At 62.1% G+C, this 21462-nt stretch carries 20 protein-coding genes; 11 read left to right on the forward strand and 9 right to left on the reverse strand.

Going from position 1 to position 21462, the window contains the following annotated elements; translation table 11 throughout:
* Window positions 1–15 precede the first annotated feature (15 nt).
* Complete coding sequence (locus LOY67_RS25740) at window positions 16–462, reverse strand: response regulator (RefSeq protein WP_265064972.1); 447 nt, start codon at window positions 460–462, stop codon at window positions 16–18.
* A gap of 252 nt (window positions 463–714) precedes the next feature.
* Here LOY67_RS25740 and LOY67_RS25745 point away from each other — a divergent pair, with 252 nt between their 5' ends.
* From LOY67_RS25745 to LOY67_RS25785, 9 genes are all read left to right on the forward strand, one after another.
* The gene (locus LOY67_RS25745) at window positions 715–2655 is read left to right on the forward strand and encodes a putative nucleotidyltransferase substrate binding domain-containing protein (protein ID WP_265064973.1); all 1941 of its coding nucleotides are present in this window, start codon (window positions 715–717) and stop codon (window positions 2653–2655) included.
* The gene (locus LOY67_RS25750; RefSeq protein WP_265064974.1) at window positions 2652–3359 is read left to right on the forward strand and encodes a PolC-type DNA polymerase III; all 708 of its coding nucleotides are present in this window, start codon (window positions 2652–2654) and stop codon (window positions 3357–3359) included. The genes LOY67_RS25745 and LOY67_RS25750 overlap by 4 nt, the downstream gene beginning before the upstream one ends.
* A 215-nt stretch (window positions 3360–3574) precedes the next feature.
* Complete coding sequence (locus LOY67_RS25755) at window positions 3575–4093, forward strand: RNA polymerase sigma factor (protein ID WP_265064975.1); 519 nt, start codon at window positions 3575–3577, stop codon at window positions 4091–4093.
* Window positions 4090–5073: a FecR domain-containing protein gene (locus tag LOY67_RS25760; RefSeq protein ID WP_265064976.1), complete on the forward strand. Its 984-nt coding sequence runs from the start codon at window positions 4090–4092 to the stop codon at window positions 5071–5073. Before LOY67_RS25755 ends, LOY67_RS25760 begins: the two co-directional genes overlap by 4 nt.
* A 289-nt stretch (window positions 5074–5362) precedes the next feature.
* Window positions 5363–7801, forward strand: a complete 2439-nt coding sequence (locus LOY67_RS25765) for a TonB-dependent siderophore receptor (protein ID WP_265064977.1) — start codon at window positions 5363–5365, stop codon at window positions 7799–7801.
* Between the two features lie 122 nt (window positions 7802–7923).
* Window positions 7924–9054, forward strand: coding sequence for a PepSY-associated TM helix domain-containing protein (locus LOY67_RS25770; RefSeq protein WP_265064978.1), 1131 nt, complete (start codon window positions 7924–7926; stop codon window positions 9052–9054).
* Complete coding sequence (locus LOY67_RS25775) at window positions 9051–9230, forward strand: hypothetical protein (RefSeq protein WP_265064979.1); 180 nt, start codon at window positions 9051–9053, stop codon at window positions 9228–9230. Before LOY67_RS25770 ends, LOY67_RS25775 begins: the two co-directional genes overlap by 4 nt.
* A 184-nt stretch (window positions 9231–9414) precedes the next feature.
* Window positions 9415–10716, forward strand: a complete 1302-nt coding sequence (locus tag LOY67_RS25780) for an MFS transporter (protein ID WP_265064980.1) — start codon at window positions 9415–9417, stop codon at window positions 10714–10716.
* Window positions 10717–10817: 101 nt separating this feature from the next.
* The gene (locus LOY67_RS25785; protein ID WP_265064981.1) at window positions 10818–11447 is read left to right on the forward strand and encodes a glutathione S-transferase; all 630 of its coding nucleotides are present in this window, start codon (window positions 10818–10820) and stop codon (window positions 11445–11447) included.
* 178 nt (window positions 11448–11625) lie between these two features.
* Here LOY67_RS25785 and creD read toward each other — a convergent pair whose 3' ends face one another.
* From creD to LOY67_RS25805, 4 genes are all read right to left on the reverse strand, one after another.
* Window positions 11626–12999: a cell envelope integrity protein CreD gene (gene creD, locus LOY67_RS25790; protein ID WP_265064982.1), complete on the reverse strand. Its 1374-nt coding sequence runs from the start codon at window positions 12997–12999 to the stop codon at window positions 11626–11628.
* A gap of 228 nt (window positions 13000–13227) precedes the next feature.
* Window positions 13228–14646 (reverse strand): two-component system sensor histidine kinase CreC, encoded by a 1419-nt coding sequence (gene creC, locus LOY67_RS25795; protein WP_265064983.1) that lies wholly within the window; start codon window positions 14644–14646, stop codon window positions 13228–13230.
* Entirely contained in the window at window positions 14646–15332 is a 687-nt protein-coding gene (creB, locus tag LOY67_RS25800) for a two-component system response regulator CreB (protein ID WP_265064984.1), read from the reverse strand. Before creB ends, creC begins: the two co-directional genes overlap by 1 nt.
* A 69-nt stretch (window positions 15333–15401) precedes the next feature.
* The gene (locus LOY67_RS25805; RefSeq protein WP_265064985.1) at window positions 15402–15908 is read right to left on the reverse strand and encodes an ATP-dependent zinc protease; all 507 of its coding nucleotides are present in this window, start codon (window positions 15906–15908) and stop codon (window positions 15402–15404) included.
* 217 nt (window positions 15909–16125) lie between these two features.
* Between LOY67_RS25805 and LOY67_RS25810 the strand changes: the two genes are divergently transcribed.
* Window positions 16126–17013, forward strand: coding sequence for an acyltransferase (locus LOY67_RS25810; protein ID WP_265064986.1), 888 nt, complete (start codon window positions 16126–16128; stop codon window positions 17011–17013).
* Here the strand turns inward: LOY67_RS25810 and LOY67_RS25815 are convergent, their stop codons facing one another.
* Window positions 17014–17592, reverse strand: coding sequence for a DUF2780 domain-containing protein (locus LOY67_RS25815; RefSeq protein ID WP_265064987.1), 579 nt, complete (start codon window positions 17590–17592; stop codon window positions 17014–17016). It abuts the gene before it with no gap.
* A gap of 174 nt (window positions 17593–17766) precedes the next feature.
* On the opposite strand from LOY67_RS25815, the gene LOY67_RS25820 reads away from it, so the two are divergent.
* The gene (locus tag LOY67_RS25820; RefSeq protein ID WP_265064988.1) at window positions 17767–18345 is read left to right on the forward strand and encodes a hypothetical protein; all 579 of its coding nucleotides are present in this window, start codon (window positions 17767–17769) and stop codon (window positions 18343–18345) included.
* Between the two features lie 88 nt (window positions 18346–18433).
* Here the strand turns inward: LOY67_RS25820 and fdhA are convergent, their stop codons facing one another.
* The 3 genes from fdhA to LOY67_RS25835 all read right to left on the reverse strand — a co-directional run bounded on the left by fdhA (window position 18434) and on the right by LOY67_RS25835 (window position 21384).
* On the reverse strand, window positions 18434–19633 hold the full coding sequence (gene fdhA / locus LOY67_RS25825) for a formaldehyde dehydrogenase, glutathione-independent (RefSeq protein ID WP_258628693.1): 1200 nt from the start codon (window positions 19631–19633) through the stop codon (window positions 18434–18436).
* Window positions 19634–19761: 128 nt separating this feature from the next.
* Complete coding sequence (purU, locus tag LOY67_RS25830; protein ID WP_265064989.1) at window positions 19762–20619, reverse strand: formyltetrahydrofolate deformylase; 858 nt, start codon at window positions 20617–20619, stop codon at window positions 19762–19764.
* 132 nt (window positions 20620–20751) lie between these two features.
* Entirely contained in the window at window positions 20752–21384 is a 633-nt protein-coding gene (locus tag LOY67_RS25835) for a sarcosine oxidase subunit gamma (protein WP_024779443.1), read from the reverse strand.
* Between the last annotated feature and the right edge of the window lie 78 nt (window positions 21385–21462).

The following is a 21462-nucleotide window of genomic DNA, read 5'->3' on the forward strand; positions in this document are numbered from 1 at the left end:
AACGATCGCTACAGGCTAGAGATCCATCCCCAACTCGCGCTTGACCAGCCCCAGCAACTTCTCCGTATCGATGGGTTTGAGCAAAAAGTCCACCACGCTCAGGTGCATCGCCTCGATGGCGTCCTTCACGTCGGCGTCGCCGGACACGATGATGATCGGCAGCGCGGCCCGCTCCGACTCGCGGATCAGGCGGATCAGCTCCAGGCCATCGACATTGCCCATGCGCAGGTCAGTGATCAGCAGGCCGATCGACGGCTTGGTTTCCAGCATCTTGAGCGCAGTTTCGCCACTGGCGGCGGTCATGCAGTGGATACCGTCCAACGCCAGGATTTCCGACAGCAGCTCGCGGGCGTCCTTGTCGTCATCGACGATCAAGACCCGCTGCGGCGGCAGATCAGGCTCCAGCATGACGGCACTCAACGCTTCGCGCTCGGCGTCACTCAAAATATCGTGGTCGGACATGGTGCTCTCTATGTTCTTAAATCGATCCCCTGGCACAGTGGTCAGACATCGTTCGGCAGCGCTTCAATGTGCACTTCGTCGGATTTTTTTCCAAGAAAATTCAGTGAAGATTTTTTCAAGGCCTCGCGCCGGACTTTTCCGCAGGTCCAGCCCCTTTGCAGGAACCTAGACTTACGTCCAATGGGCACTCCCCCTTCAGAGGTCGACCATGGGGAACAGATCCGACCACAACAATTCAAAAAAGATTGCGCAATGGTTATGAAAAAAGCGGACGCCTTCATCCAGGCAGGGAAAACCGCAGTGTTGCAGAACATCCAGGGGACGCTGCAGTTTCTTCAGCGCTTTCCCCCGTTCAACCAGATGGAAAATGCTCACCTGGCCTATCTGGTCGAACAATGCCTGCTGCGCTTCTACGCTCCGGGCGAAACCATCATCAAACCGGCCGACGGTCCGGTGGAACACTTCTACGTCGTCAAGCAGGGCCGGGTGGTGGGTGAACGCCCGCATTCGGCCAAGGGTGGCACCGAGACCACTTTCGAAATCACCACCGGCGAATGCTTTCCCCTCGCCGCCTTGCTGGGGGAAAGGGCCACGCGCACCGAGCACCGGGCCGGCGAGGACACGTTCTGCCTGCAATTGAACAAGCAGGCCTTCATCAAGTTGTTCGCTTTGTCCGGCCCGTTTCGCGATTTCGCCCTGCGCGGGGTCAGCAGCCTGCTCGACCAGGTCAACCAGCAGGTCCAGCAAAAATCCGCGCAGACCCTCGGTACTCAATATTCCCTGAACACGCGGCTGGGTGAGTTGGCGATGCGGCATCCGGTGAGTTGCGGCCCTGACACACCCCTGCGCGAAGCCGTGAAGCTGATGCACGAACAGCAGGTCGGCAGCATCGTGGTGGTGGACGACCACAAGGCGCCCCTGGGGATTTTTACCCTGCGCGACCTCCGGCATGTGGTGGCCGACGGTTCCGGGGATTTTTCCCAGGCCATCGCGGCGCACATGACCCAGGCACCGTTTTTTCTTTCGCCGGACCACAGCGCCTTCGACGCGGCCATCGCCATGACCGAGCGCCACATTGCCCATGTCTGCCTGGTCAAGGAACAGCGTCTGTGTGGCGTGGTGTCGGAACGCGATCTGTTTTCCCTGCAGCGAGTCGACCTGGTGCACCTGGCCCGGACCATTCGCAGCGCCCCCCGGGTGGAAAATCTGGTGGTCCTGCGGGGCGAAATCGGCCAACTGGTGGAACGCATGCTGGCCCATGGCGCGTCGTCGACCCAGATCACCCACATCATCACCCTGCTCAACGACCACACCGTGAGCCGGGTCATCGAGTTGACCCTGGCGGAGAAAGGCGATCCGGGGGTGCCGTTCAGTTGGCTGTGCTTCGGCAGTGAAGGCCGGCGCGAGCAGACGCTGCACACCGACCAGGACAACGGCATCCTGTTCGAGGCCCGGGATGCGGCCCATGCGGCGCAGATCCGCGGCCTGCTGCTACCCATCGCCCAACAGATCAACCAGAGCCTGGCGCTGTGCGGCTTCACGTTGTGCAAGGGCAACATCATGGCCGGCAACCCGGAGCTGTGCCTGTCCCGCGCCGAATGGTCCCGGCGCTTTGCCGCGTTCATTCGCGAAGCGACGCCGGAAAACCTGCTGGGCTCGAGCATCTACTTCGACCTGCGGGTGGTCTGGGGCGATGAGCAAGGCTGCGAGCAGTTGCGCCGGCAGATCCTCGATCAGGTGGGCGACAACCGTCTGTTCCAGCGCATGATGGCCGAGAATGCACTGCGTCATCGTCCGCCGGTCGGGCGTTTCCGGGATTTCGTGCTGAGCCGCAAGAACGGCGAGAAGGCCACCCTGGATTTGAAAGTGCAGGGCCTGACGCCTTTTGTCGACGGCGCCCGCCTGCTGGCGCTGGCCAACGGCATCGAGGCCAACAACACCCTCGAACGCCTACGGCAACTGGTCGCCAGGGAAGTGATCGAACCCCTGGATGGCGCAGCCTATGAAGAGGCCTACCACTTCATCCAGCAGACCCGTATGCAGCAACACCAATTGCAGACCCGGGAGAACCTGCCCTATTCCAACCGCGTCGACCCCGACAGCCTCAATCACCTGGATCGACGGATCCTGCGTGAATCCCTGCGCCAGGCCCAACGCCTGCAAAGCAGCCTGACGTTGAGGTATCAGCTATGAACCTGTTTTCCTGGTTGCGCCCGGCTCAGCCGACGTTGCCGGACGCGTTGCAGCGACGCCTGGACAAGCTGTCACCGCCCTCGCCCCTGGATGAGCGCAGTTTGCGGGAGCAGCGCTGGGTCGTGGTGGACCTGGAAACCACCGGCCTGAATCTGAACAAGGATCAGGTGCTGTCCATCGGCGCGGTGGTGATCGAAGACGGCGCTATCGATTTCAGCCAACAGTTCGAGCGCACCTTGCAATGCGAAAAGCAGAAGCTCGGACCGAGTGTGTTGATTCATGGCCTGGCACCGAGCGCAATCGCCGCCGGCAGCGACCCGGCCGAAGCACTGTTGGGGTTCATGGAATTCGTCGGCGACAGCCCGCTGCTGGCCTTCCATGCGCCCTTCGATGCCCACATGCTCGGACGCGCACTGAAAGACTACCTGGGCTATCGCTTGCAGCACCCGTTCCTCGACGTCGCCGACCTGGCGCCGATGCTCTGCCCCCAGGCAGGGTTACGCAAGGCGGGCCTGGACGACTGGATCGACGCGTTCAAGCTGCAAGTCGTCGATCGTCACAACGCCAACGCCGACGCCCTGGCCACGGCCGAGCTGGCATTGATCCTGTTCAGTCGCGCCCGCCAGCAACAGATCCACAGCCCACTCAACCTGCAACAGTGCCTGGGGCAGTGGAAGCGGCGGCAGCAGGCGCCTTCGATCTGAATTCCCCTGGCGATGAACACCCTACCCTGTGGGAGCCTGCTCGCGACAGCGGTATATCAGTCGACATCAAGGTTGAATGACAGACTGCTATCGCGAGCAGGCTCGCTCCCACAGTTTCCAAACTCGATCATCCCGACCAGACCAATTGCATTCCCGCCCCCGCCTCTGCCACAATCGCGAACAATTCTCGTTACTTAAAACATCGGTGATGCTCCGTGTCGTCAGTTCCTAGCCCCCACAACGATCTGGTTGGTGCGTTGTACCGTGACCATCGCGGTTGGCTATTGGCCTGGTTGCGGCGCAATGTGGCCTGCCCACAACGGGCCGAGGATTTGAGCCAGGACACGTTCGTGCGCCTGCTCGGCCGTGATGAACTGACGACACCCCGCGAGCCCCGGGCATTCCTGGTGGCCATCGCCAAAGGCCTGTTGTTCGACTATTTCCGTCGGGCAGCCCTGGAGCAGGCTTACCTCACCGAACTGATGCTGATTCCCGAAGGCGAACAGCCGTCGCTGGAAGAACAGCAATTGATCCTCGAAGACCTCAGGCAGATCGATCGCCTGCTCGGCAAGCTGTCGAGCAAGGCCCGCGCCGCGTTCCTGTACAACCGGCTCGACGGCCTCGGCCACGCCGAAATCGCCAGGCGCCTGGGGGTTTCGGTGCCGCGGGTGCGCCAGTATCTGGCCCAGGGCATCCGACAGTGCTACATCGCACTCTATGGGGAGCCGACATGAGCCCGGCCCCTTCCAGACCGGTCTCGGCCGGCGTACTGGATGCCGCCATTGCCTGGCAGTTGTCGCTGGACGCCGGCAGCGCCAGCACCCAGGAGCGCGAAGCGTTCGCCCGCTGGCACGCCGCCGACGAAGAACATGCCCGGGCCTGGCGACAGTTGGGCATGCTCGACCAGCGCTTCAGCGTCGCCAACGGACCGGCGCGGGCCGCGCTGTTGCAATCGCGGGTGAGTATCCGACGCCGGCTACGCAAGGTGGGCAGCGGCCTGGCCAGTATTGTCGCGGTCATCGGCCTGGCATTGTTTGCCGGTGAACGTTACCTGCCGCTGGACTACTGGCTGGCCGATCAACGCACCGCCACCGGCGAGCAGCGCACCCTGCGCCTGGCCGACGGCACGCTGATCAACCTCAACACCCACAGTGCCCTCGACGTGCGTTTCGACGAAAAACAACGCCGCGTTGTGCTCCAGGAAGGCGAGATCCTGGTGGAGACCGGCCACAACGACCCGCGTCCGTTCATCGTTGAAACCCGCGAAGGCAGCCTGCGTGCCTTGGGCACACGGTTCCTGGTCAAGCGCGAGGACGACGGCACTCGCCTGAGCGTGTTGAAATCCGCCGTAGCCGCCCATCCGCAGGCGACGGAACAAGAACAGATCTTGCGCGAAGGCCAGCAAGTGCTGATGCGCCGTGACGGCCTCGGCCCCACCCTGGCCCTGAGCCCCGGCGCCGATGCCTGGACCCGGGGCATGCTGGTGGTAGACAACGCGCGCCTTGAAGATCTGGTGCATGAGCTGGGGCGCTATCGGCGCGGCTACCTGGGCGTCGAGCCAAACGTGGCGGACTTGCGCATCACCGGCAGCTTCCCGCTGCACGACACCGACCTGGCCCTGAGCGCGTTGCTGCCGACCTTGCCGGTGCAGATCGAGCATCGCACGCGGTGGTGGGTGGTGGTGCAACCCCGGACCGAAACCAAGGCCCGATAGATGGATACCCGTGAGATCGCCTTCGCGAGCAGGCTCGCTCCCACATTGATGGGTGTGCGCAGATCCATTGTGGGAGCGAGCCTGCTCGCGAAGGGGCCATCAGCCCCGCAAAAAATGGAGCTGGTCTTCCGATCTGAATCCTGAATCCTGAATCCTGAATCCTGAATCCTGAATCCTGAATCCTGAATCCTGAATCCTGAATCCAGATTATTTTCATCCCCCCCTATCACTTTTCAATTTTCATCCGGCATCCAGGCAATTGAGAAATATTTTCATTCAGGAGCCGCGTATGTCCCGCCCGCTAGACACCTTGTTGCGCCCCAGCCTGTTGGCCATCGCCATCGTCCTTACCGTCCCGTTGGTCAGCGGCCCGCTGCTGGCGGCCGAGCAGGCGTCCAGCGTGCGCACTTACAACCTGCCCGTCGCGTCACTGGCCAGCACCCTGAACCAGATCGCCAGCCAGGCCGGCCTCGCCCTGAGCCTGAATCCAGCGCTGGCCGCAGGCAAAACCTCGGCCCCGGTCCAGGGCCAGTTCGATGCCACGGGCGCATTGCGTGAAGCCCTGCGCGGCACCGGTTTGCAACTGCAACAGAGCGGCACTGGCACCTACAGCCTGGTGGCGATACCCGAAGGTGTCATGGCCCTGCCGGAAACCAGCGTGATCGGCGCCGGCCTGAGCGAAAGCGCCTGGGGTCCGAGCGAGAGCTATGCGGCCACCCGCACCGCCGCGGGCACCAAGACCGATACGCCGATCGTCGAACTGCCGCGCTCGGTCTCGGTGGTGACGCGCCAGCAAATGGAGGATCGCTCGGTCCTCAACCTCAACGACGCCCTGCGCTACACCGCCGGGGTGCAGAGCAGCGGCTACGGCTCGGACTCGCGTAACGACTGGCTGCTGGTGCGCGGTTTCGTGCCGACCCAGTTCCTCGATGGCCTGCCGCTGCCCAAGGGCAACTACATCACGCCGAAAATCGAGCCCTGGAACCTGGAGCGCATCGCCGTGCTGCGCGGCCCGGCATCGTCGGTCTACGGCCAGACGCCACCCGGCGGCATGCTCGACATGGTCAGCCGGCGCCCGCAAGCCGAGAGCAGCCACGAAGTCGAGTTGCAGGCCGGCAGCTACGAACACAAACAGATCAACTTCGACAGCACCGGCAACATCGATGACGAAGGTCAGTTCCTCTATCGGCTCAGCGGCACCGTGCGCGACAGCAATGCCCAGGTCGATCACATCCCGGACAAGCGCTACAACATCGCCCCGAGCCTGACCTGGAACATCAATGACGACACCCGCCTGACCTTGCTGTCCCAGTACACCCGCGACGACACCGGCATCACCGGGCAATTCCTGCCATTGCAGGGCACCAAACTGGCGTCGCCGGCCGGCAGGATTTCCCACCACAAGAACCTCGGCGATCCGGACTGGGAATTCTACGACCGCACCTACTACGCCCTCGGCTATGCCTTTGAACATCGCTTCAACGACACCTGGCAGTTCCGCCAGAACCTGCGCTACACCAAGAGCGACCTGGAATTCCAGGGTCTCACTGCGGGCGGATCGTTCTTCCCGGCGGGGCCCGACGAAGCCGTGAGCGCCGACGGCACCGTCAAGCGCAGCGCCGGTATCGTTGACGAAGACATCAGCCAGTTCGCCGTGGACAACAATTTCCAGGCGGACTTCCAGACCGGCGCCCTGGACCACACGCTGTTGCTTGGCCTGGACCATCAGCGCTCCAACAGCAATTCGCGCTGGAAATGGGGTTCCACGGGCGTCCCGACCACCAACATCAACAACCCAATCTATGGGCAGGATTTTTCCAACGTCCAGTACTTCACCATGTATGACTACAACCAGAAGACCCAGCAGACCGGCCTCTACGTCCAGGACCAGATAGCTCTGGACAACTGGCGCCTGACCCTCGGCGGTCGTGAGGACTGGATTCACACCGGCACTGTCTTCCACAACCAGAACGATGCCACCAATACCCAGCGCGACAAGAAATTCAGCGGCAACGCGGCATTGAGTTACGTCTTCGACAACGGCGTAACACCGTACATTTCCTTCGCCCAATCCTTCCAGGCGGCGGCCGGTACCAACGTCAACAGCACCGATGCGTTCAAGCCGACCGAAGGCGAACAGTACGAAGTGGGTATCAAGTACCAGCCACCCGGCACCAAAACCCTGCTGACGGCGGCGGTGTTCGACCTGACCCAGAAAAACAACTCCGTCACTGAAAACAGCATCACTCGCCAGGTCGGTGAGGTGCGGGTACGCGGCCTGGAACTGGAAGCCTCCGGCGACGTCACCGACAACCTGAAACTGATCGGCTCCTACACCTACAACGACAGCGAAATCACCCAGGGCACCGCAGCCGAGAAAGGCCAGCGCATGGCCCAGGTGCCGCGTAACCAGGCCACCGCGTGGGCCGACTACACCTGGCACAACGGCCCGCTCGATGGCTTCGGGGTCGGCGCGGGTGTGCGCTATGTCGGCGACACCTACGGCAATACCACCAACACCGATTGGGGCCATGTCGGCTCCTACACCGTCTACGACGCCTCGGCCCATTACGACCTGGGGCGCGTGAGCAGTTCCCTCAAAGGGGTATCGGTGGCGGTGGACGCGAAGAACATTTTCAACAAGGACTACCTCTCCACCTGCGACGGTTTCTATTGCTACTACGGCGACCAACGCAACGTGGTCGCGAGTGTGAATTACAAGTGGTAACAGGTTTGCCTTTGCAGATCTTTGAGGGGCACTTGTGGCGAGGGGATTTATCCCCTCGCCACAATAATTCTTGAACTTGGGCCTAGCTACATCAGCATGAACCTTCCGCATCCGGACCCATCATGAAAAGCAAAACCATCCGCCGCTGGTCCTTCGTCCACACGTGGTCCAGCCTGATCTGCACCGTGTTCCTGCTGATGCTGGCAGTCACCGGGTTGCCGCTGATTTTCCATCACGAGATCGAGCACCTGCTGGGCGATGCGCCGGAATTTCGGGACATGCCCGCCGATACGCCGCAGCTGGATCTTCAGCAACTGGTGGCAAAGGCCAAGGCCCATCGCCCGGGTGACGTGGTGCAGTATTTTGGCTGGGACGAGGACGAGCCCAACGGTGTCCTCACCATCATGGCGCCGACACCGGGCACCGAACCCAATGCCTCCCACACCTTCATGCTCGACGCCCGTACCGGCGAGGCCCTGGAGACGCCTGCGGCCAATGGCGGCTTCATGATGGTCATGCGGCGCCTGCATGTGGACCTGTTCGCCGGGCTGCCAGGCAAATTGCTCCTGGCATTCATGGGGTTGCTGTTCGTGATTGCCATCGTGTCCGGCGTGGTCCTGTACCTGCCGTTCATGCGGCGATTGAAATTCGCCACGGTGCGCCAGGACAAATCCCCACGCCTGCGCTGGCTCGACCTGCATAACCTGATCGGCGTGGTCACGCTGGTCTGGGCGCTGACGGTGGGAGTCACCGGCGTGATTGCCGCCTGCGCCGACCTGATCATCGCCACATGGCGCAACGACAGCCTCAGTGCCATGGTCGAACCCTACCGCCACGCGGCGCCACTGGCACAACTGGCACCGGCCACCCGCCTGCTGGACATCGCCAGGGACGTCGCGCCCGGCATGGAGCCGAGTTTCATTGCCTTCCCTGGCACCTTGTTTTCCAGCGCACACCACTATGGCGTGTTCATGAAGGGCAGTACCCACCTGACCTCCCATCTGCTGACACCGGTACTCATCGACGCCAGCACTCTGGAAGTCACCGCCGTGGCCGAACGGCCGTGGTACATGGACCTGATGAGCCTGTCCCTGCCGCTGCACTTCGGCGACTACGGCGGCAGGCCGATGCAGATCTTCTGGGCGACCCTGGACGTGCTGACCCTCATCGTCCTCGGCAGCGGCGTTTACCTTTGGATCGTGCGGCGCAGAGCGACCCGGCGTGGGGCTGTCGACGTGGAGGCCGTCTCGTGAAGCCTCGACAGTCGAGTTTCTGGAAAGTCTTCGCAATGCCCGTGGCCATCGGCGCTCTTTGCGCCGCAGGGCTGTTCAGCGCGTTGCTCGGCGATGGCCTGTGGGACGCCGTGAGCTGGCTGGGATTGGGCATCCCCTCCATCGTGGCGCTGCGGGGATTGATTACGCGCCGCTGATTCGCTCGAGTGTCCAGGCCTCCGACTGCCAGTCATACGATGACCACCTCACCTCGGGTGCCAGAAAGCGCCCAACCTTTGACATATTTGTTGACAAATTATTCCTTGCACTCATATAAAGGCGAATGTTGTACGACAACCTACAACAGCGACACCAACTCCAAAAATAATCGATGGTGAAGTGATGAAAATCAAAGGCATCCGCTGGTGGATGGTCGGCCTGGTCACGGCCGGCCTGATGGTCAACTACCTGGCTCGCAATACCCTCTCGGTGGCCGCTCCGACCCTGATGAGCGAAATGAGCATCTCCACCGAGCAGTACTCCCACATCGTCGTCGCCTGGCAGATCTGCTATGCGCTGATGCAGCCGGTGGCCGGCTACATCATCGATGCCATCGGCACCAAGATGGGTTTTGCCATTTTCGCCTTCGCCTGGTCCATCGCCTGCGCCGCCGCAGCCATGGCCTCGGGCTGGCAAGGCCTGGCGTTTTTCCGCGGCCTGCTGGGCCTGACGGAAGCGGCCGGGCTGCCCGCCGCCGTCAAGGCTTCGACCGAATGGTTTCCCGCCAAGGAACGTTCGGTCGCCATCGGCTGGTTCAACATCGGCTCGTCGATCGGTGCCGTGCTGGCACCGCCGCTGGTGGTCTGGGCAATCCTGAACAGTGGCTGGGAACTGGCGTTCCTGATCGTCGGTGGCCTGGGCATCGCCTGGACGTTTCTCTGGCTGGTCCTCTACAAGCACCCGCGTGACCAGAAGCGCCTGAGCGACACCGAACGCGATTACATCATCAGCGGCCAGGAAGCCCATTTCCAGGAACCGAACCCGAAAAAAGGCAGCTGGAAAAAGATCATCGCCAGCCGCAACTTCTACGCCATCGCCAGCGCCCGGATCCTCTCCGAGCCGGCCTGGCAGACCTTCAACGCCTGGATCCCGCTGTACCTGATGACCGAGCGGCACATGAACATCAAGGAGATCGCGATGTTCGCCTGGCTGCCGTTCCTGGCCGCCGACCTTGGCTGTGTGCTGGGCGGCTACCTGAGCCCGTTCTTCCACAAATACTGCAAGGTGTCGTTGTTCACCTCGCGCAAGATGGTCTTGCTGTTCGGCGCATCCTGCATGGTTGGCCCGGCCTGCATCGGCCTGGTGGACAGTCCGTACACGGCAATCGCCCTGCTGTGCGTCGGCGGCTTCGCCCACCAGACCCTGTCCGGGGCGTTGTATGCCATCACCTCCGACTCGTTCGGCAAGAATGAAGTCGCTACCGCCACCGGCATGGGTGGCATGTTCGGTTACCTGGGCGCTGCGGCTTTCACCCTGCTGTTTGGCGTGATGGTGACAAAAATCGGCTATAGCCCGCTGTTCGTGATGCTGGCGATTTTTGACGTGATTGCCGCATTCATCGTCTGGACCGTCGCCCGGGAACTCAAGCAACAACCGGCAACGCCAGCACCGCTGGAGCCGCAGGCCTTCCAACCGGCCGCTTGATTCAAGCTACAGACCGGGCTGTTGCGGCCCGGTCGCCCCTGCCTTGCGCCTGGATGAACGCGCTATGCTGCGCGACATCCTCCCCTGATCGAGACGTTGCCATGTCCGTTCCCAGCATGACGCTGTTCCACAACCCCGCCTCGCCCTTCGTTCGCAAAGTCATGGTGCTGCTGCACGAAACCGGCCAGCAGGACCGCGTGGGGTTGCAACTCAGCCAGCTCACGCCCGTCAAGCCGGACCAGGTCCTCATCGACGATAATCCCCTGAGCAAGATCCCCGCCTTGCGCCTGGCCAACGGCAGCGTGATCCACGACAGCCGTGTCATCCTCGACTACCTCGACCACCAGCACGTCGGCAACCCACTGATCCCCCGTGACGGCGCAGCCCGCTGGCGACGCCTGACCCTGGCCTCCCTGGCCGACGGGGTCATGGATGCGGCGGTGATGATCCGCTATGAAACGGCCCTGCGCCCGGTGGAGAAGCACTGGGACGAATGGCTCGATGCCCAACGGGACAAGATCCGCCGCGCCCTGGACATGCTCGAGGCCGAGGCGATTGCCGAACTGGCCTGCCATTTTGACGTGGCATCCATCAGCGTCGCCTGTGCCCTGGGTTACCTGGACCTGCGCCATCCTGACCTGGAATGGCGCAAGGCCCATCCGCAACTGGCGGCGTGGTTTGCCGAGGTGAGCTTGCGGCCTTCGATGGTCGCTACCGTGCCCAGGATCTAGATCTTCGCCAGCGGTACCGGCCTATTTGCGAGCAGGCTCGCTCCCACATTTGATCGCGCGGCCCCTGTGGGAGCCTGCTCGCGAAAGGGCCGACACGGTTCCAAAGGAAACAACCCGACAATCAGCGCCACCAGCCTCGCCCCCTCCCGCCGATCCTCCCGCAGCCCCAGCGAGCGGCTCATTTCACCTCTCCCAGGTCGAAGGTCATGGCAGGCGCCGGCTTCGATCCGACCCCGTACCAGTCCAGTTTGCGGGTCAGCACCATGAACACACCCAGCAGGCCGAACAGCAACAGCGAACCCATCAGCAGTGCGTAGTCTTCAGCGCTCAACAGGCCGTAGAGCAACGCATACAGCGCCGCCAGCCCCGCCGAGAAGCCCAGGCCATGGTTCACGCTGCGCAGCACATGGCAGACATAGAACCCGATCAACAGCACACAGGCGCTGGCCGATAGCAGGTACGCCTGGGCAAAGCCGATATGCTCGGACAGCGACAGCAGCAACAGGTAGAAGAATGCCAGCGCCACGCCCACCAGGGCGTATTGGACCGGGTGCACCGCCAGGCTCTTGAGCACTTCGAACAGAAAGAAGCCGGCGAAGGTCAGGGCGATGAACAGCAATGCATATTTGATCGCCCGGTCACTCTTGAGGTACTGGTCCACCGGGTCGATGAAGCTCACGCCGAAGGCACGACTGCGGAACGTTTCACAGCCCTCACTCGATACGCAGTCCTGCAACGCTTCTTCAAGGTTGGTCGAGAAGAACGAGGTCTGCCAGTCGGCGCTGAAGCCCTTCTCATTGATGTCGCGGTTGATGGGCAAGTAGTTGCCGATGAAACTCGGGTGCGGCCAGTCGGCGGTCAAGTGCACTTTGCTGGTTTTACCCACCGGCAGAATCTGCAACTCGCCAGTGCCTTGCAGGCTCAGGTCGAAACCGAAGATCAGGTCGGCGCTGTTCTGGGCGTTGACCATCGGCAACGGCACATGCACCCCCTGCCCCAGCCAACCGACCCGCGAGCCGGGCAGGAAGTCGACCGTCTGCTGGTTGAGCTTCAGGGTCAGTGCATTCTCGATACCACGGATGTCGCTGATGCCCACGCTCAGGTACGGTTCGTCGAAGCGGTAATCGGCTATATCCTTGGCCGCCAGGCCATAGCGCTCAGGCACCTTGAAGTGACCATCGATCCGGTTGTCGGCATGGAACAACCGCGCCTCGTAGATCCCCCGGGCACGGGTTTCGGTCCGGACCTGACCGTCGAGCTCGAACTGTTCCGGCAGGAAATACAACTCACCGCTCTGCTCGACGGTTTCGAGGAAACGGACACCGGTCTTCTCGTTGGTATTCCACACCCGCACGTTCTTGCGAAACGGCACCACAATCATCGGCCCGATGAGCTGCTGGCTGTGGCTGGAGCTGCTGGCGATCTCCTCCAACACGCCATCGCGCAGGCCCTGGCGCTCGTCGATGAGGCCGTTGATCATCAACAGCGGAATCATCAGCAAGAGAATCAATAGGGCGATCATGCCCAGTTTTATGGCGAGGCTGCGGTTCATGTGGGGCTCTCCCTGTTCGAATGGGGAGAGTCTGGCGACGCTGTGTGGGCTGTTTATGTGGGCAATGTGGAGATTGTGTGGAGACTTGATCTGTCACAGGCTGGAAACCCGTGGCGAGGGAGCTTGCTCCCGCTGGAGTGCGAAGCGCTCCCTGGAAAGCGACTGCTGCGCAGTCGAACGGGGATAAATCCCCTCGCCACAACGGTGTTCTTCAAGAAGAACTCATCGTCAAGGCAACCGCAGCACCACCTCGACCCCGCCCTCGACATTGCCGATCCCAAACTCCCCTTCATGCAACTGCACCACTTCCTCCACGAAATTGAGCCCCAGGCCGGTGCTCTTGCGGCCGCTGTCCGGGCGCGGCAGGGAGTAGAAGCGTTCGCTCAGGCGCGGTAGGGCGTAGTCGGGAATCGGCTCGGCCTGGTTGAACAGGCGGATCTCGACACGATTGCCACTGCGCCCGGCACTGATGCGCAACACCCCGTTGGCGGGAGTGAAATCCAGGGCATTGTCCAGCAGATTGCCCAAGGCTTGGCGCAACAGAAACGCCTCGCCGGTCAGGGCCAGGTCGGCGGCGATGTGCCGCTCGATCCGCAACTGCCGACGTTCGATCCAGCCGCTGCGGGCCTCCAGCAGTTCATCCAGCAACGCCGCCAGCGGCACCGCGACCTGTTCTTCCAGCCCCTGGCGCTGTTCGACCTGGGCCAGGTTGAGCAAACGCTCGATCAGTTGCTGCATACGCACGCTTTCACTGTCGATGTTGCTGACAAAGCGCTGGTGCTGGGCAGCGGGCATGTCGCTTTGCAGCAGCTCGGCGGCGCCGCGAATCGCCGCCAGCGGGCTCTTGAGTTCGTGCGTCAGGGTGTGCACGTAACGTTCGACGTAAGCCTTGCCTTCGAGCTGCGTGCGCATGTGCTCCAGGGCGTGCGCCAGTTGCTCGAATTCCCCTCCGCGATAATGTGGCACTTCCACCCGCTGCCCCTGGCTGACGGCCTGTGCATAAGTGGTCAAACGGCGTAGCGCCGAGCTGAGCCACCACGACAGCAACGCCCCCAGCACCAGGCCCAGGCCGATCAACCCGATGCCATAGAGCAGCAGCCGTCGTTCGGTGCGGTCGATATAAGGCTGCAGCGAGCTGTTGGGCTTGGCCACGGTGACCACGCCGATGATCCGGCCGTTGTCGCGGATCGGCGCGCCGACGTGCATCACCGAAGAGCTCGGATCATCCGCGACGCTGCGGCTCGAGCGGGCGCCGTACTGGCCGCGCAAGGTCAGGTAGACATCGTTCCAGCGCGAGTAGTCCCGACCCACCGCCACACCACTGGAATCAAGCACCACGATACCCTTGGCATCGGTGACGTAGATGCGATGGCTGACCTGATTCTTCGGCAAGCCCCAGATCGTCGCCGCCGGTTGCCGCTCGCCATAGGCCTTGAGCAACTGTGGCCAGCGATTCTGGTTAAGGGTTCCGGCCTTGAAATCATCCCGCAGGATCTCGGCCATCAGGTTGGCCGTGTCCACCAGGGTTTCCTCGGTGGACTGGCGCACGCCGGGGCGGATCTGCTCAATCACCGTGCCGAGCACGAAATACCCGGTCAAGCCGATGAACAGCAGGTAGACCAGGAAGATGCGGATCCCCAACGGCATCAGCTGTGCCCCGGGCTGTAGCTGTAGCCGAGGCCACGGTGGGTCTGGATCGGTTCGGCCTCGGCCCTGACCAGGCGCAGCTTGGCGCGCACACTCTTGATGTGGCTGTCGATGCTGCGCTCATAGCCGGCATCACTGGCCACGCCCAGGGCGTCGAGCAGTTGTTCGCGGCTGAATACCCGTTCGGGTTGCTCCAGCAGGCAGTTCAGCAGACGAAATTCGTGGCGGGTAAGGTTCAGCGGTTTACCGCGATAGTTGATCTGCACCCGGTCGCTGTCCACCTGGAACAACGCCGTCCCCAGCTCCGCCGCCGGTCGTGGCGCTGGCGCTACCCGTTTGAGGATGGCCCGGACCCTGGCCGCCACCTCTCGGGGGCTGAAGGGTTTGACCACGTAATCGTCGGCACCGATCTCCAGGCCCACGACCCTGTCGATCTCACCATCCCGGGCTGTCAGAAAAATGACCGGAACGTCGCTGAAACGTCTGAGATTCTTGCAAGTCTCGAAACCAGTGATATCCGGCAGGCCCACATCGAGGATGATCAGGTCCGCGGGAGTGTTTTTCTGGTGCTCGAGCGCGGCGACCCCAAGGCTCACCCAAGTGGTCTCGAAGCCCTCCCCTTGCAGGGCAAACACCAGCGTATCGGCGATGGCGGCTTCGTCTTCGACAATCAGAATATGAGGCATGTCTTGCGAGCCCGACAGTAAAGTTGCCGGAACGGTGCCCCAAGCCTCGGGGCACGTCAATCGGGGAAATCAGCAGTCGGGCTTGTCCGCCGTGAAACGTCGGGCCGGATTCACCGCCGCACCAAATTCGCGCAGGGCCTTGGCGCCGATCAACAGTGGGTAATTGAAGCTGCTGCGGTCGGTCAGGTTGACCTCGACGGTACGCTTGACGTTACCCAGGCACAGCTCCAGATCCACAACCGGGCGCTTGGTGGGGGCGATCTTTTCGTCGTCTTCCTCATCTTCTTCGGAACGGGTCTTGATCTTGCTGATACGGGCGATCTTGTGTTCATAGACCTTGTTGCTCGCGTCCTTGGTCGCCAGGCGGAACCGCACCCAGTCTTCACCGTCACGGGTAAAGGTTTCAATGTCCTTGGCCGACAGCGAGGCGGTCAGGGCCCCGGTGTCCATCTTGGCCTTGAGCACCTCACCGCCGATCTCCGGCAGCGCGATGTATTCGTAGCGCCCATAAAGGGTCGGTTCGGCGGCCAGCACGGGAAGGGCCACCAGGGAAAGCAGGGCGAGAATGGATTTCATGCAATTGGGCTTCCTGTGTGGGTGGTTTTTTTAGACCGCGAGCGGTGGATTCGTTCGGTTGACCTCGATACCACGGATTAAGGAAACATACAGCCCAGCGCTATCCCTGTGGCGAGGGGATTTATCCCCTCGCCACAGGTTGCTCTTTCAACCGCGATTTGGCCTGCCGCCCGAAGCTGCTTATCATGGCCCGCCTACCCGTTTGCAAGAGTCATTTATGCGCCGCCTGCTCACCGGCTGTTTCGTCACCCTGCTGCTGTTGCTCAACACCCTGGTGCTGTTCGGGCCGTTGATGGTGTTCGCGCTGCTCAAGCTGATCCTGCCCGGACGTCTTCGCGACTATGCTTCCTGGGCGGTGATGTGGATCGCCGAAACCTGGGCCGAGATCGACAAACTGATCTTCGCCCTGTGCATCCCCACCCGTTGGGACATTCGCGGCGGCGAAGGCCTGCGTGGCGATACGTCTTACCTGGTCATCAGCAACCATCAATCCTGGGTGGACATTCCCGCCCTCATCCAGACCCTCAACCGGCGCACACCATTCTTCAAGTTTTTCCTCAAGAAAGAGCTGATCTGGGTACCGTTCCTGGGGCTGGCCTGGTGGGCGCTGGATTATCCGTTCATGAAGCGCTACACCAAGGCTTTCCTGGCGAAGAACCCGGAACTGGCCGGCAAGGACCTGGAAATCACCCGGGCGGCCTGCGAGCTGTTCAAGCGCCAGCCGGTCACCGTGGTGAACTACCTCGAAGGGACGCGCTTTACTGCTGCCAAACGCCAGCAACAGCAATCACCCTTTGCCCATCTGCTCAAGCCCAAGGCCGGTGGCGTGGCGTTCGTGCTCGCAGCGATGGGCGAACAACTGGACGCGATACTGGATGTGACCGTGGTGTATCCACAGGAACGGATTCCGGGGTTCTGGGACTTGATCAGTGGCGCAGTGCCCAGGGTCATCATCGACATCCAGACCCGCCCGTTGGACCCGGCGTTGTGGCAAGGCGATTACGAAAACGACTCGCTGTTTCGCCAGCATGTCCAGAACTGGGTCAACCAGCTCTGGACCGAAAAGGACCGGCGCATCGTCGCTTTGCTCGACGGGCGCGGCTGATCAGATACCGGCACCGGTGCCCCAGATACCGCCGAGGTTCTGCAGCAATGAGCTGGCCACGCCTTGCTGGCCGAGGTACTGGAGGATCACCGGGGCAAACTGACCGATCATGCCACTGTCCATGCCCAACGCACTGAAAGCGTTGTTCAAGTCGTTGGTGTCCTTGACGTTGCCCAACAGGCCGTCGAGCAAGGCATTCTTCTGCGAGCCGCCACCGAGCAGGCCGCCCAGGCCATTGAGCCCGCCAATGGCGCTATTGCCGGCAATCTGGTCCAGGCCTGGCACGCTTTGGCTCAGTTCGGAAAACTGCGGCTCGCTGAGGCGGTTCTTCGCCAGCCCCAGCATTGCACCGGCACCGCCGATGGCCTGCTCCGGCGTGATCTTCAACTCCGAGCCCAACGTGTTCAGCAGCCCGGCGGCTTCCGGTGCCGCGGCCACGGCGCCTTTCCCCTCCTCGCCCTGACCACCCTGCATGGCCGCCACCGCATTGGCCGCATCACTGAGGCTGAACTGCGCGAAGGCCGGACCGGCCGCCAGCGACAGCAGGCAAGACAGTGCGAAACCGCGTGAAACCTTCATTGCGAACGTCCTCTTGAGCCACTAAAAAGCCGCCCGATAAGGAGCGGCACAAAATCGTGGATTGGACTGGGGCCCATGACGATTGTTCCCCGGGCCCACTTTCTGATCCCGTGACAAGAATTTCACGGTGGGCGCAAATACCGTACAGTGCGTCTCCCCCAGCAGAGTTTGCCCATGGACGTAAAAATTGGTGGCGCCACCCTCGCGGTCATCCTGGCGGGCATGCTTATCGCACTGGGTGTCAACGAATGCCAGAAGGGGCCCCTGACCCCGAAGTTTTCCGATGGTGTCAGTGAAGAGCAGAAGACCTGGCTGACCATCGAGCACCGCATCAAGCGCTACGACCCGTCCCTGACCTCGGTGACCCGCGACCAGCAAACACTCACCATCACCTATCGTCCGGACGCAGCCACCGAGAACGACGAAGGCTGGGTCCCGCGCATGCTACGCGTCGTCGGCCATGGGCTCGCGGCGCTCAATAACGCACCAGGGGGCCAGCAGTACACCCAGGTGACGGTCAAGGCCAGGCGCCTTGCCGACGACGACGTTGAACTGGTCTACGACATGCAGGGGTTCGATGCGATCAAGACCCAAAGGGATGGCTACACCACCTTCGCCAGCATGCCCCGCAGCCTCACCTTCGGCAGGGATGCGCTGGCCCAGGCCCAGCAGGAATGTCGGGACACGAATGTCTGGGGTTTCTACCCCGACTTCTGCGAGCGGGTCAAAACGGCAACAACGACCCAGCCGTGAGCCAGGAATCCATATCTGATGGGTGGTCGAACGATACAAATAAAAAGGGCGACATCACTGTCGCCCTTTTTCCGTCTTGCTTCCAACCTTACGCCGCGCTGAACATCTTGTGCGGGTCAATCACGAATTTCTTCGGTACGCCGGCATCGAACTCGCCGTAGCCTTTCGGCGCGTCGTCCAGGCTGATGACCTGTACGCCGACGATGTCCGCGATGTTGATGCGGTCCCACATGATCGCCTGCATCAGCGCGCGGTTGTACTTCATCACCGGGGTCTGGCCGGTGTGGAAGCTGTGGGACTTGGCCCAGCCGAGGCCGAAACGGATGCTCAGGGCACCGATCTTCGCGGCGGCATCGACCGCACCCGGATCTTCGGTCACGTACAGGCCAGGAATACCGATCTTGCCGGCAACACGGGTCACTTGCATCAAGGAGTTGAGTACGGTGGCCGGGGCTTCGTGCTTGACGCCGTCATGGCCGTGGCCACGTGCTTCGAAGCCGACGCAGTCAACGGCGCAATCGACTTCAGGCTCGCCCAGCAGCGCGGCGATTTGCTCGTGCAGCGGGGTGTCGGTGGACAGGTCGACAATTTCAAAACCCTGCGCCTTGGCGTGAGCCAGGCGGATGGAGTTGACGTCACCGACGATCACCACCGCAGCACCGAGCAGACGCGCCGAAGCGGCCGCCGCCAGGCCAACCGGACCTGCACCGGCGATGTACACCGTGCTGCCAGGACCAACGCCGGCAGTCACGGCACCGTGGTAACCGGTAGGCAGGATGTCGGACAGGCAGGTCAGGTCACGGATTTTTTCCATGGCCTTGTCGCGGTCCGGCAGCTTCAGCAGGTTGAAGTCGGCATACGGCACCAGCACGTATTCGGCCTGGCCACCGGTCCAGTCGCCCATGTCGACGTAACCGTAGGCGCCGCCGGCACGAGCAGGGTTGACGGTCAGGCAGACGCCGGTGTGCTGTTCCTTGCAGGAACGGCAGCGACCGCACGCTACGTTGAACGGCACCGACACCAGATCACCAATCTTCAGGTTCTCGACGTCGCTGCCCTTCTCGATCACTTCACCGGTGATCTCGTGACCCAGGACCAGGCCGGTCTGGGCGGTGGTACGGCCGCGCACCATGTGCTGGTCGGAGCCGCAGATGTTGGTCGATACCACGCGCAGGATGACGCCGTGCTCGATCTTCCTCCCACGCGGGTCCTGCATTTTTGGATAGTCGATTTTCTGTACTTCGACCTTGCCGTTGCCGAGATACACGACACCACGATTACCAGACATGCTTTCACCTCGCTGTTGTTTTTGTGGAACTGCGTCACCCAGGCAGGCAGCGCGTTTGTGCTCGGATTAGTACTGGAATTATCAGAGAAGAACTGCTCGTCATCGGGCCTCAAAGCGCCGCCAAGCATCTAAAGAACGACAGTGCGATTGGCGTTCAGGAACACGCGTCTTTCGATGTGATACCCCACGGCCCGGGCCAGGGTGAGCCCTTCGATATCCCGCCCCTTGGCGATCAGGTCCTCGGGGTAATGGCTGTGGTCCACCACTTCCACGCCCTGGGCGATGATCGGGCCTTCGTCCAGGTCGTTGTTGATGTAGTGCGCCGTGGCACCGACCAGCTTCACGCCTTTGTTGTAGGCCTGGTGATACGGTTTGGCGCCCTTGAAGCCAGGCAGCAGGGAGTGGTGGATGTTGATCGCCTTGCCGTCGAGCTTGCGACACAGCTCCGGCGACAGCACCTGCATGTAGCGGGCGAGAATCACCAGTTCGGCGCCGGTGTCCTCGATCACCTGCCACACCTGCCGCTCCTGGGCCGGCTTGTCGTTCGGGTCCAGGGGGAAATGGTAGTAGGGAATCTGGTGCCAGTCGGCCAGCGGCTTGAGGTCCGGGTGATTGGACACCACCGCGACCACGTCCATGGACAATTGGCCGATGCGCTGGCGGTAGAGCAAGTCGTTGAGGCAGTGATCGGCCTTGGACACCATGATCACGACTTTCGGCCGGTAGTTGGGCGGCGTCAGTTCGAAGACCATGCCAAAGGCTTCGGCGCGCTCGGCCAGGCCGGCACGAAAATCCTGCTCGTCGAAGCCATCGGGCTGACGGAACTCCACGCGAATGAAAAAACGCGCCGAGAGCCGGTCATCGAAGGAGTGGTGCTCGGTGACGTAGCAGCCCTGCTCGAACAGAAAGCGGGTCACCGCGTCCACCGTGCCGAGCACGCTGGGGCAATCGGCAGTCAAAATCCATGTGTCTGGGGCGCGGCTCATTCGTGATACTCCTCTGATCGTTCCCATGCTCTGCGTGGGAATGCCGCCATGGACGCTCTGCGTCCGCTTTTGGGACGCGGAGCGTCCCGGGATGTGTTCCCACGCGGAGCATGGGAACGATCATCGGTGTAATCAGGCCTGCACGCTCAAGCCATACTCAGCCGACGCATCCTGCAGCCACAGCCACCAGTAATCGGAGAAGCTGCGACGGATCAGCAGTTCCCAGGTGTCTTCGGCAGTGTGGCGGATCACCAGTTGCGACTTGGCGAACACCGTGCCCACGGCCTTGCCTACCGGGAAGCTGCTTGGGTGTACATCGTAGCTGGTGGATTTCATCAGCACGTCGCGCACGTTCGGGCCGGACAGCTCGAGGATCTGCTGGCCGCCGCTGACGTTGACGATCTGGATGTGCAGGTCGCCCAGGGCTTCACGCAATTTCTTCTCGGCGGCGAACTCTTCACCGGTCGGCACGACCAGCAGCCATTCATCCGGCCCCATCCATTGCAGGCTGGTCTCGCCTTTGACGATGACGCTCAACGCGCCTGGCAGTTCGATGCCCAGGGCCTTGTGCACACCCGCGGCAAATGCCGCATCGTGGCCATCGCCACGGATGGTCAGGTGGCCCAGGAGTTTTTTCTCGCGCACGGTCACGCCGGCGTTCTTGCGACCCTTGCCCACCAGGCTGGCGAGGTCGGCATGGTGCAGCGACGACTCGGCTTTGGCCCCGGTGGTTGGGCGTTGTTGGTAAACATTGGCTGCTGTCATATAGCACCTGTCTCTTGAATTGATCGTTCCCACGCTCTGCGTGGGAATGCCGCCATGGACGCTCTGCGTCCGCTTTGG

Source organism: Pseudomonas sp. B21-056 (genome assembly GCF_026016325.1).
Taxonomy (GTDB): domain Bacteria; phylum Pseudomonadota; class Gammaproteobacteria; order Pseudomonadales; family Pseudomonadaceae; genus Aquipseudomonas.

Bases quoted from the DNA above. Each gene is read 5' to 3' on its own strand.
- LOY67_RS25740 (WP_265064972.1), bottom strand. From the start codon at position 462: ATGTCCGACCACGATATTTTGAGTGACGCCGAGCGCGAAGCGTTGAGT.
- LOY67_RS25745 (WP_265064973.1), top strand. From the start codon at position 715: ATGGTTATGAAAAAAGCGGACGCCTTCATCCAGGCAGGGAAAACCGCA.
- LOY67_RS25750 (WP_265064974.1), top strand. From the start codon at position 2,652: ATGAACCTGTTTTCCTGGTTGCGCCCGGCTCAGCCGACGTTGCCGGAC.
- LOY67_RS25760 (WP_265064976.1), top strand. From the start codon at position 4,090: ATGAGCCCGGCCCCTTCCAGACCGGTCTCGGCCGGCGTACTGGATGCC.
- LOY67_RS25765 (WP_265064977.1), top strand. From the start codon at position 5,363: ATGTCCCGCCCGCTAGACACCTTGTTGCGCCCCAGCCTGTTGGCCATC.
- LOY67_RS25770 (WP_265064978.1), top strand. From the start codon at position 7,924: ATGAAAAGCAAAACCATCCGCCGCTGGTCCTTCGTCCACACGTGGTCC.
- LOY67_RS25780 (WP_265064980.1), top strand. From the start codon at position 9,415: ATGAAAATCAAAGGCATCCGCTGGTGGATGGTCGGCCTGGTCACGGCC.
- LOY67_RS25785 (WP_265064981.1), top strand. From the start codon at position 10,818: ATGTCCGTTCCCAGCATGACGCTGTTCCACAACCCCGCCTCGCCCTTC.
- creD (WP_265064982.1), bottom strand. From the start codon at position 12,999: ATGAACCGCAGCCTCGCCATAAAACTGGGCATGATCGCCCTATTGATT.
- creC (WP_265064983.1), bottom strand. From the start codon at position 14,646: ATGCCGTTGGGGATCCGCATCTTCCTGGTCTACCTGCTGTTCATCGGC.
- creB (WP_265064984.1), bottom strand. From the start codon at position 15,332: ATGCCTCATATTCTGATTGTCGAAGACGAAGCCGCCATCGCCGATACG.
- LOY67_RS25805 (WP_265064985.1), bottom strand. From the start codon at position 15,908: ATGAAATCCATTCTCGCCCTGCTTTCCCTGGTGGCCCTTCCCGTGCTG.
- LOY67_RS25810 (WP_265064986.1), top strand. From the start codon at position 16,126: ATGCGCCGCCTGCTCACCGGCTGTTTCGTCACCCTGCTGCTGTTGCTC.
- LOY67_RS25815 (WP_265064987.1), bottom strand. From the start codon at position 17,592: ATGAAGGTTTCACGCGGTTTCGCACTGTCTTGCCTGCTGTCGCTGGCG.
- LOY67_RS25820 (WP_265064988.1), top strand. From the start codon at position 17,767: ATGGACGTAAAAATTGGTGGCGCCACCCTCGCGGTCATCCTGGCGGGC.
- fdhA (WP_258628693.1), bottom strand. From the start codon at position 19,633: ATGTCTGGTAATCGTGGTGTCGTGTATCTCGGCAACGGCAAGGTCGAA.
- purU (WP_265064989.1), bottom strand. From the start codon at position 20,619: ATGAGCCGCGCCCCAGACACATGGATTTTGACTGCCGATTGCCCCAGC.
- LOY67_RS25835 (WP_024779443.1), bottom strand. From the start codon at position 21,384: ATGACAGCAGCCAATGTTTACCAACAACGCCCAACCACCGGGGCCAAA.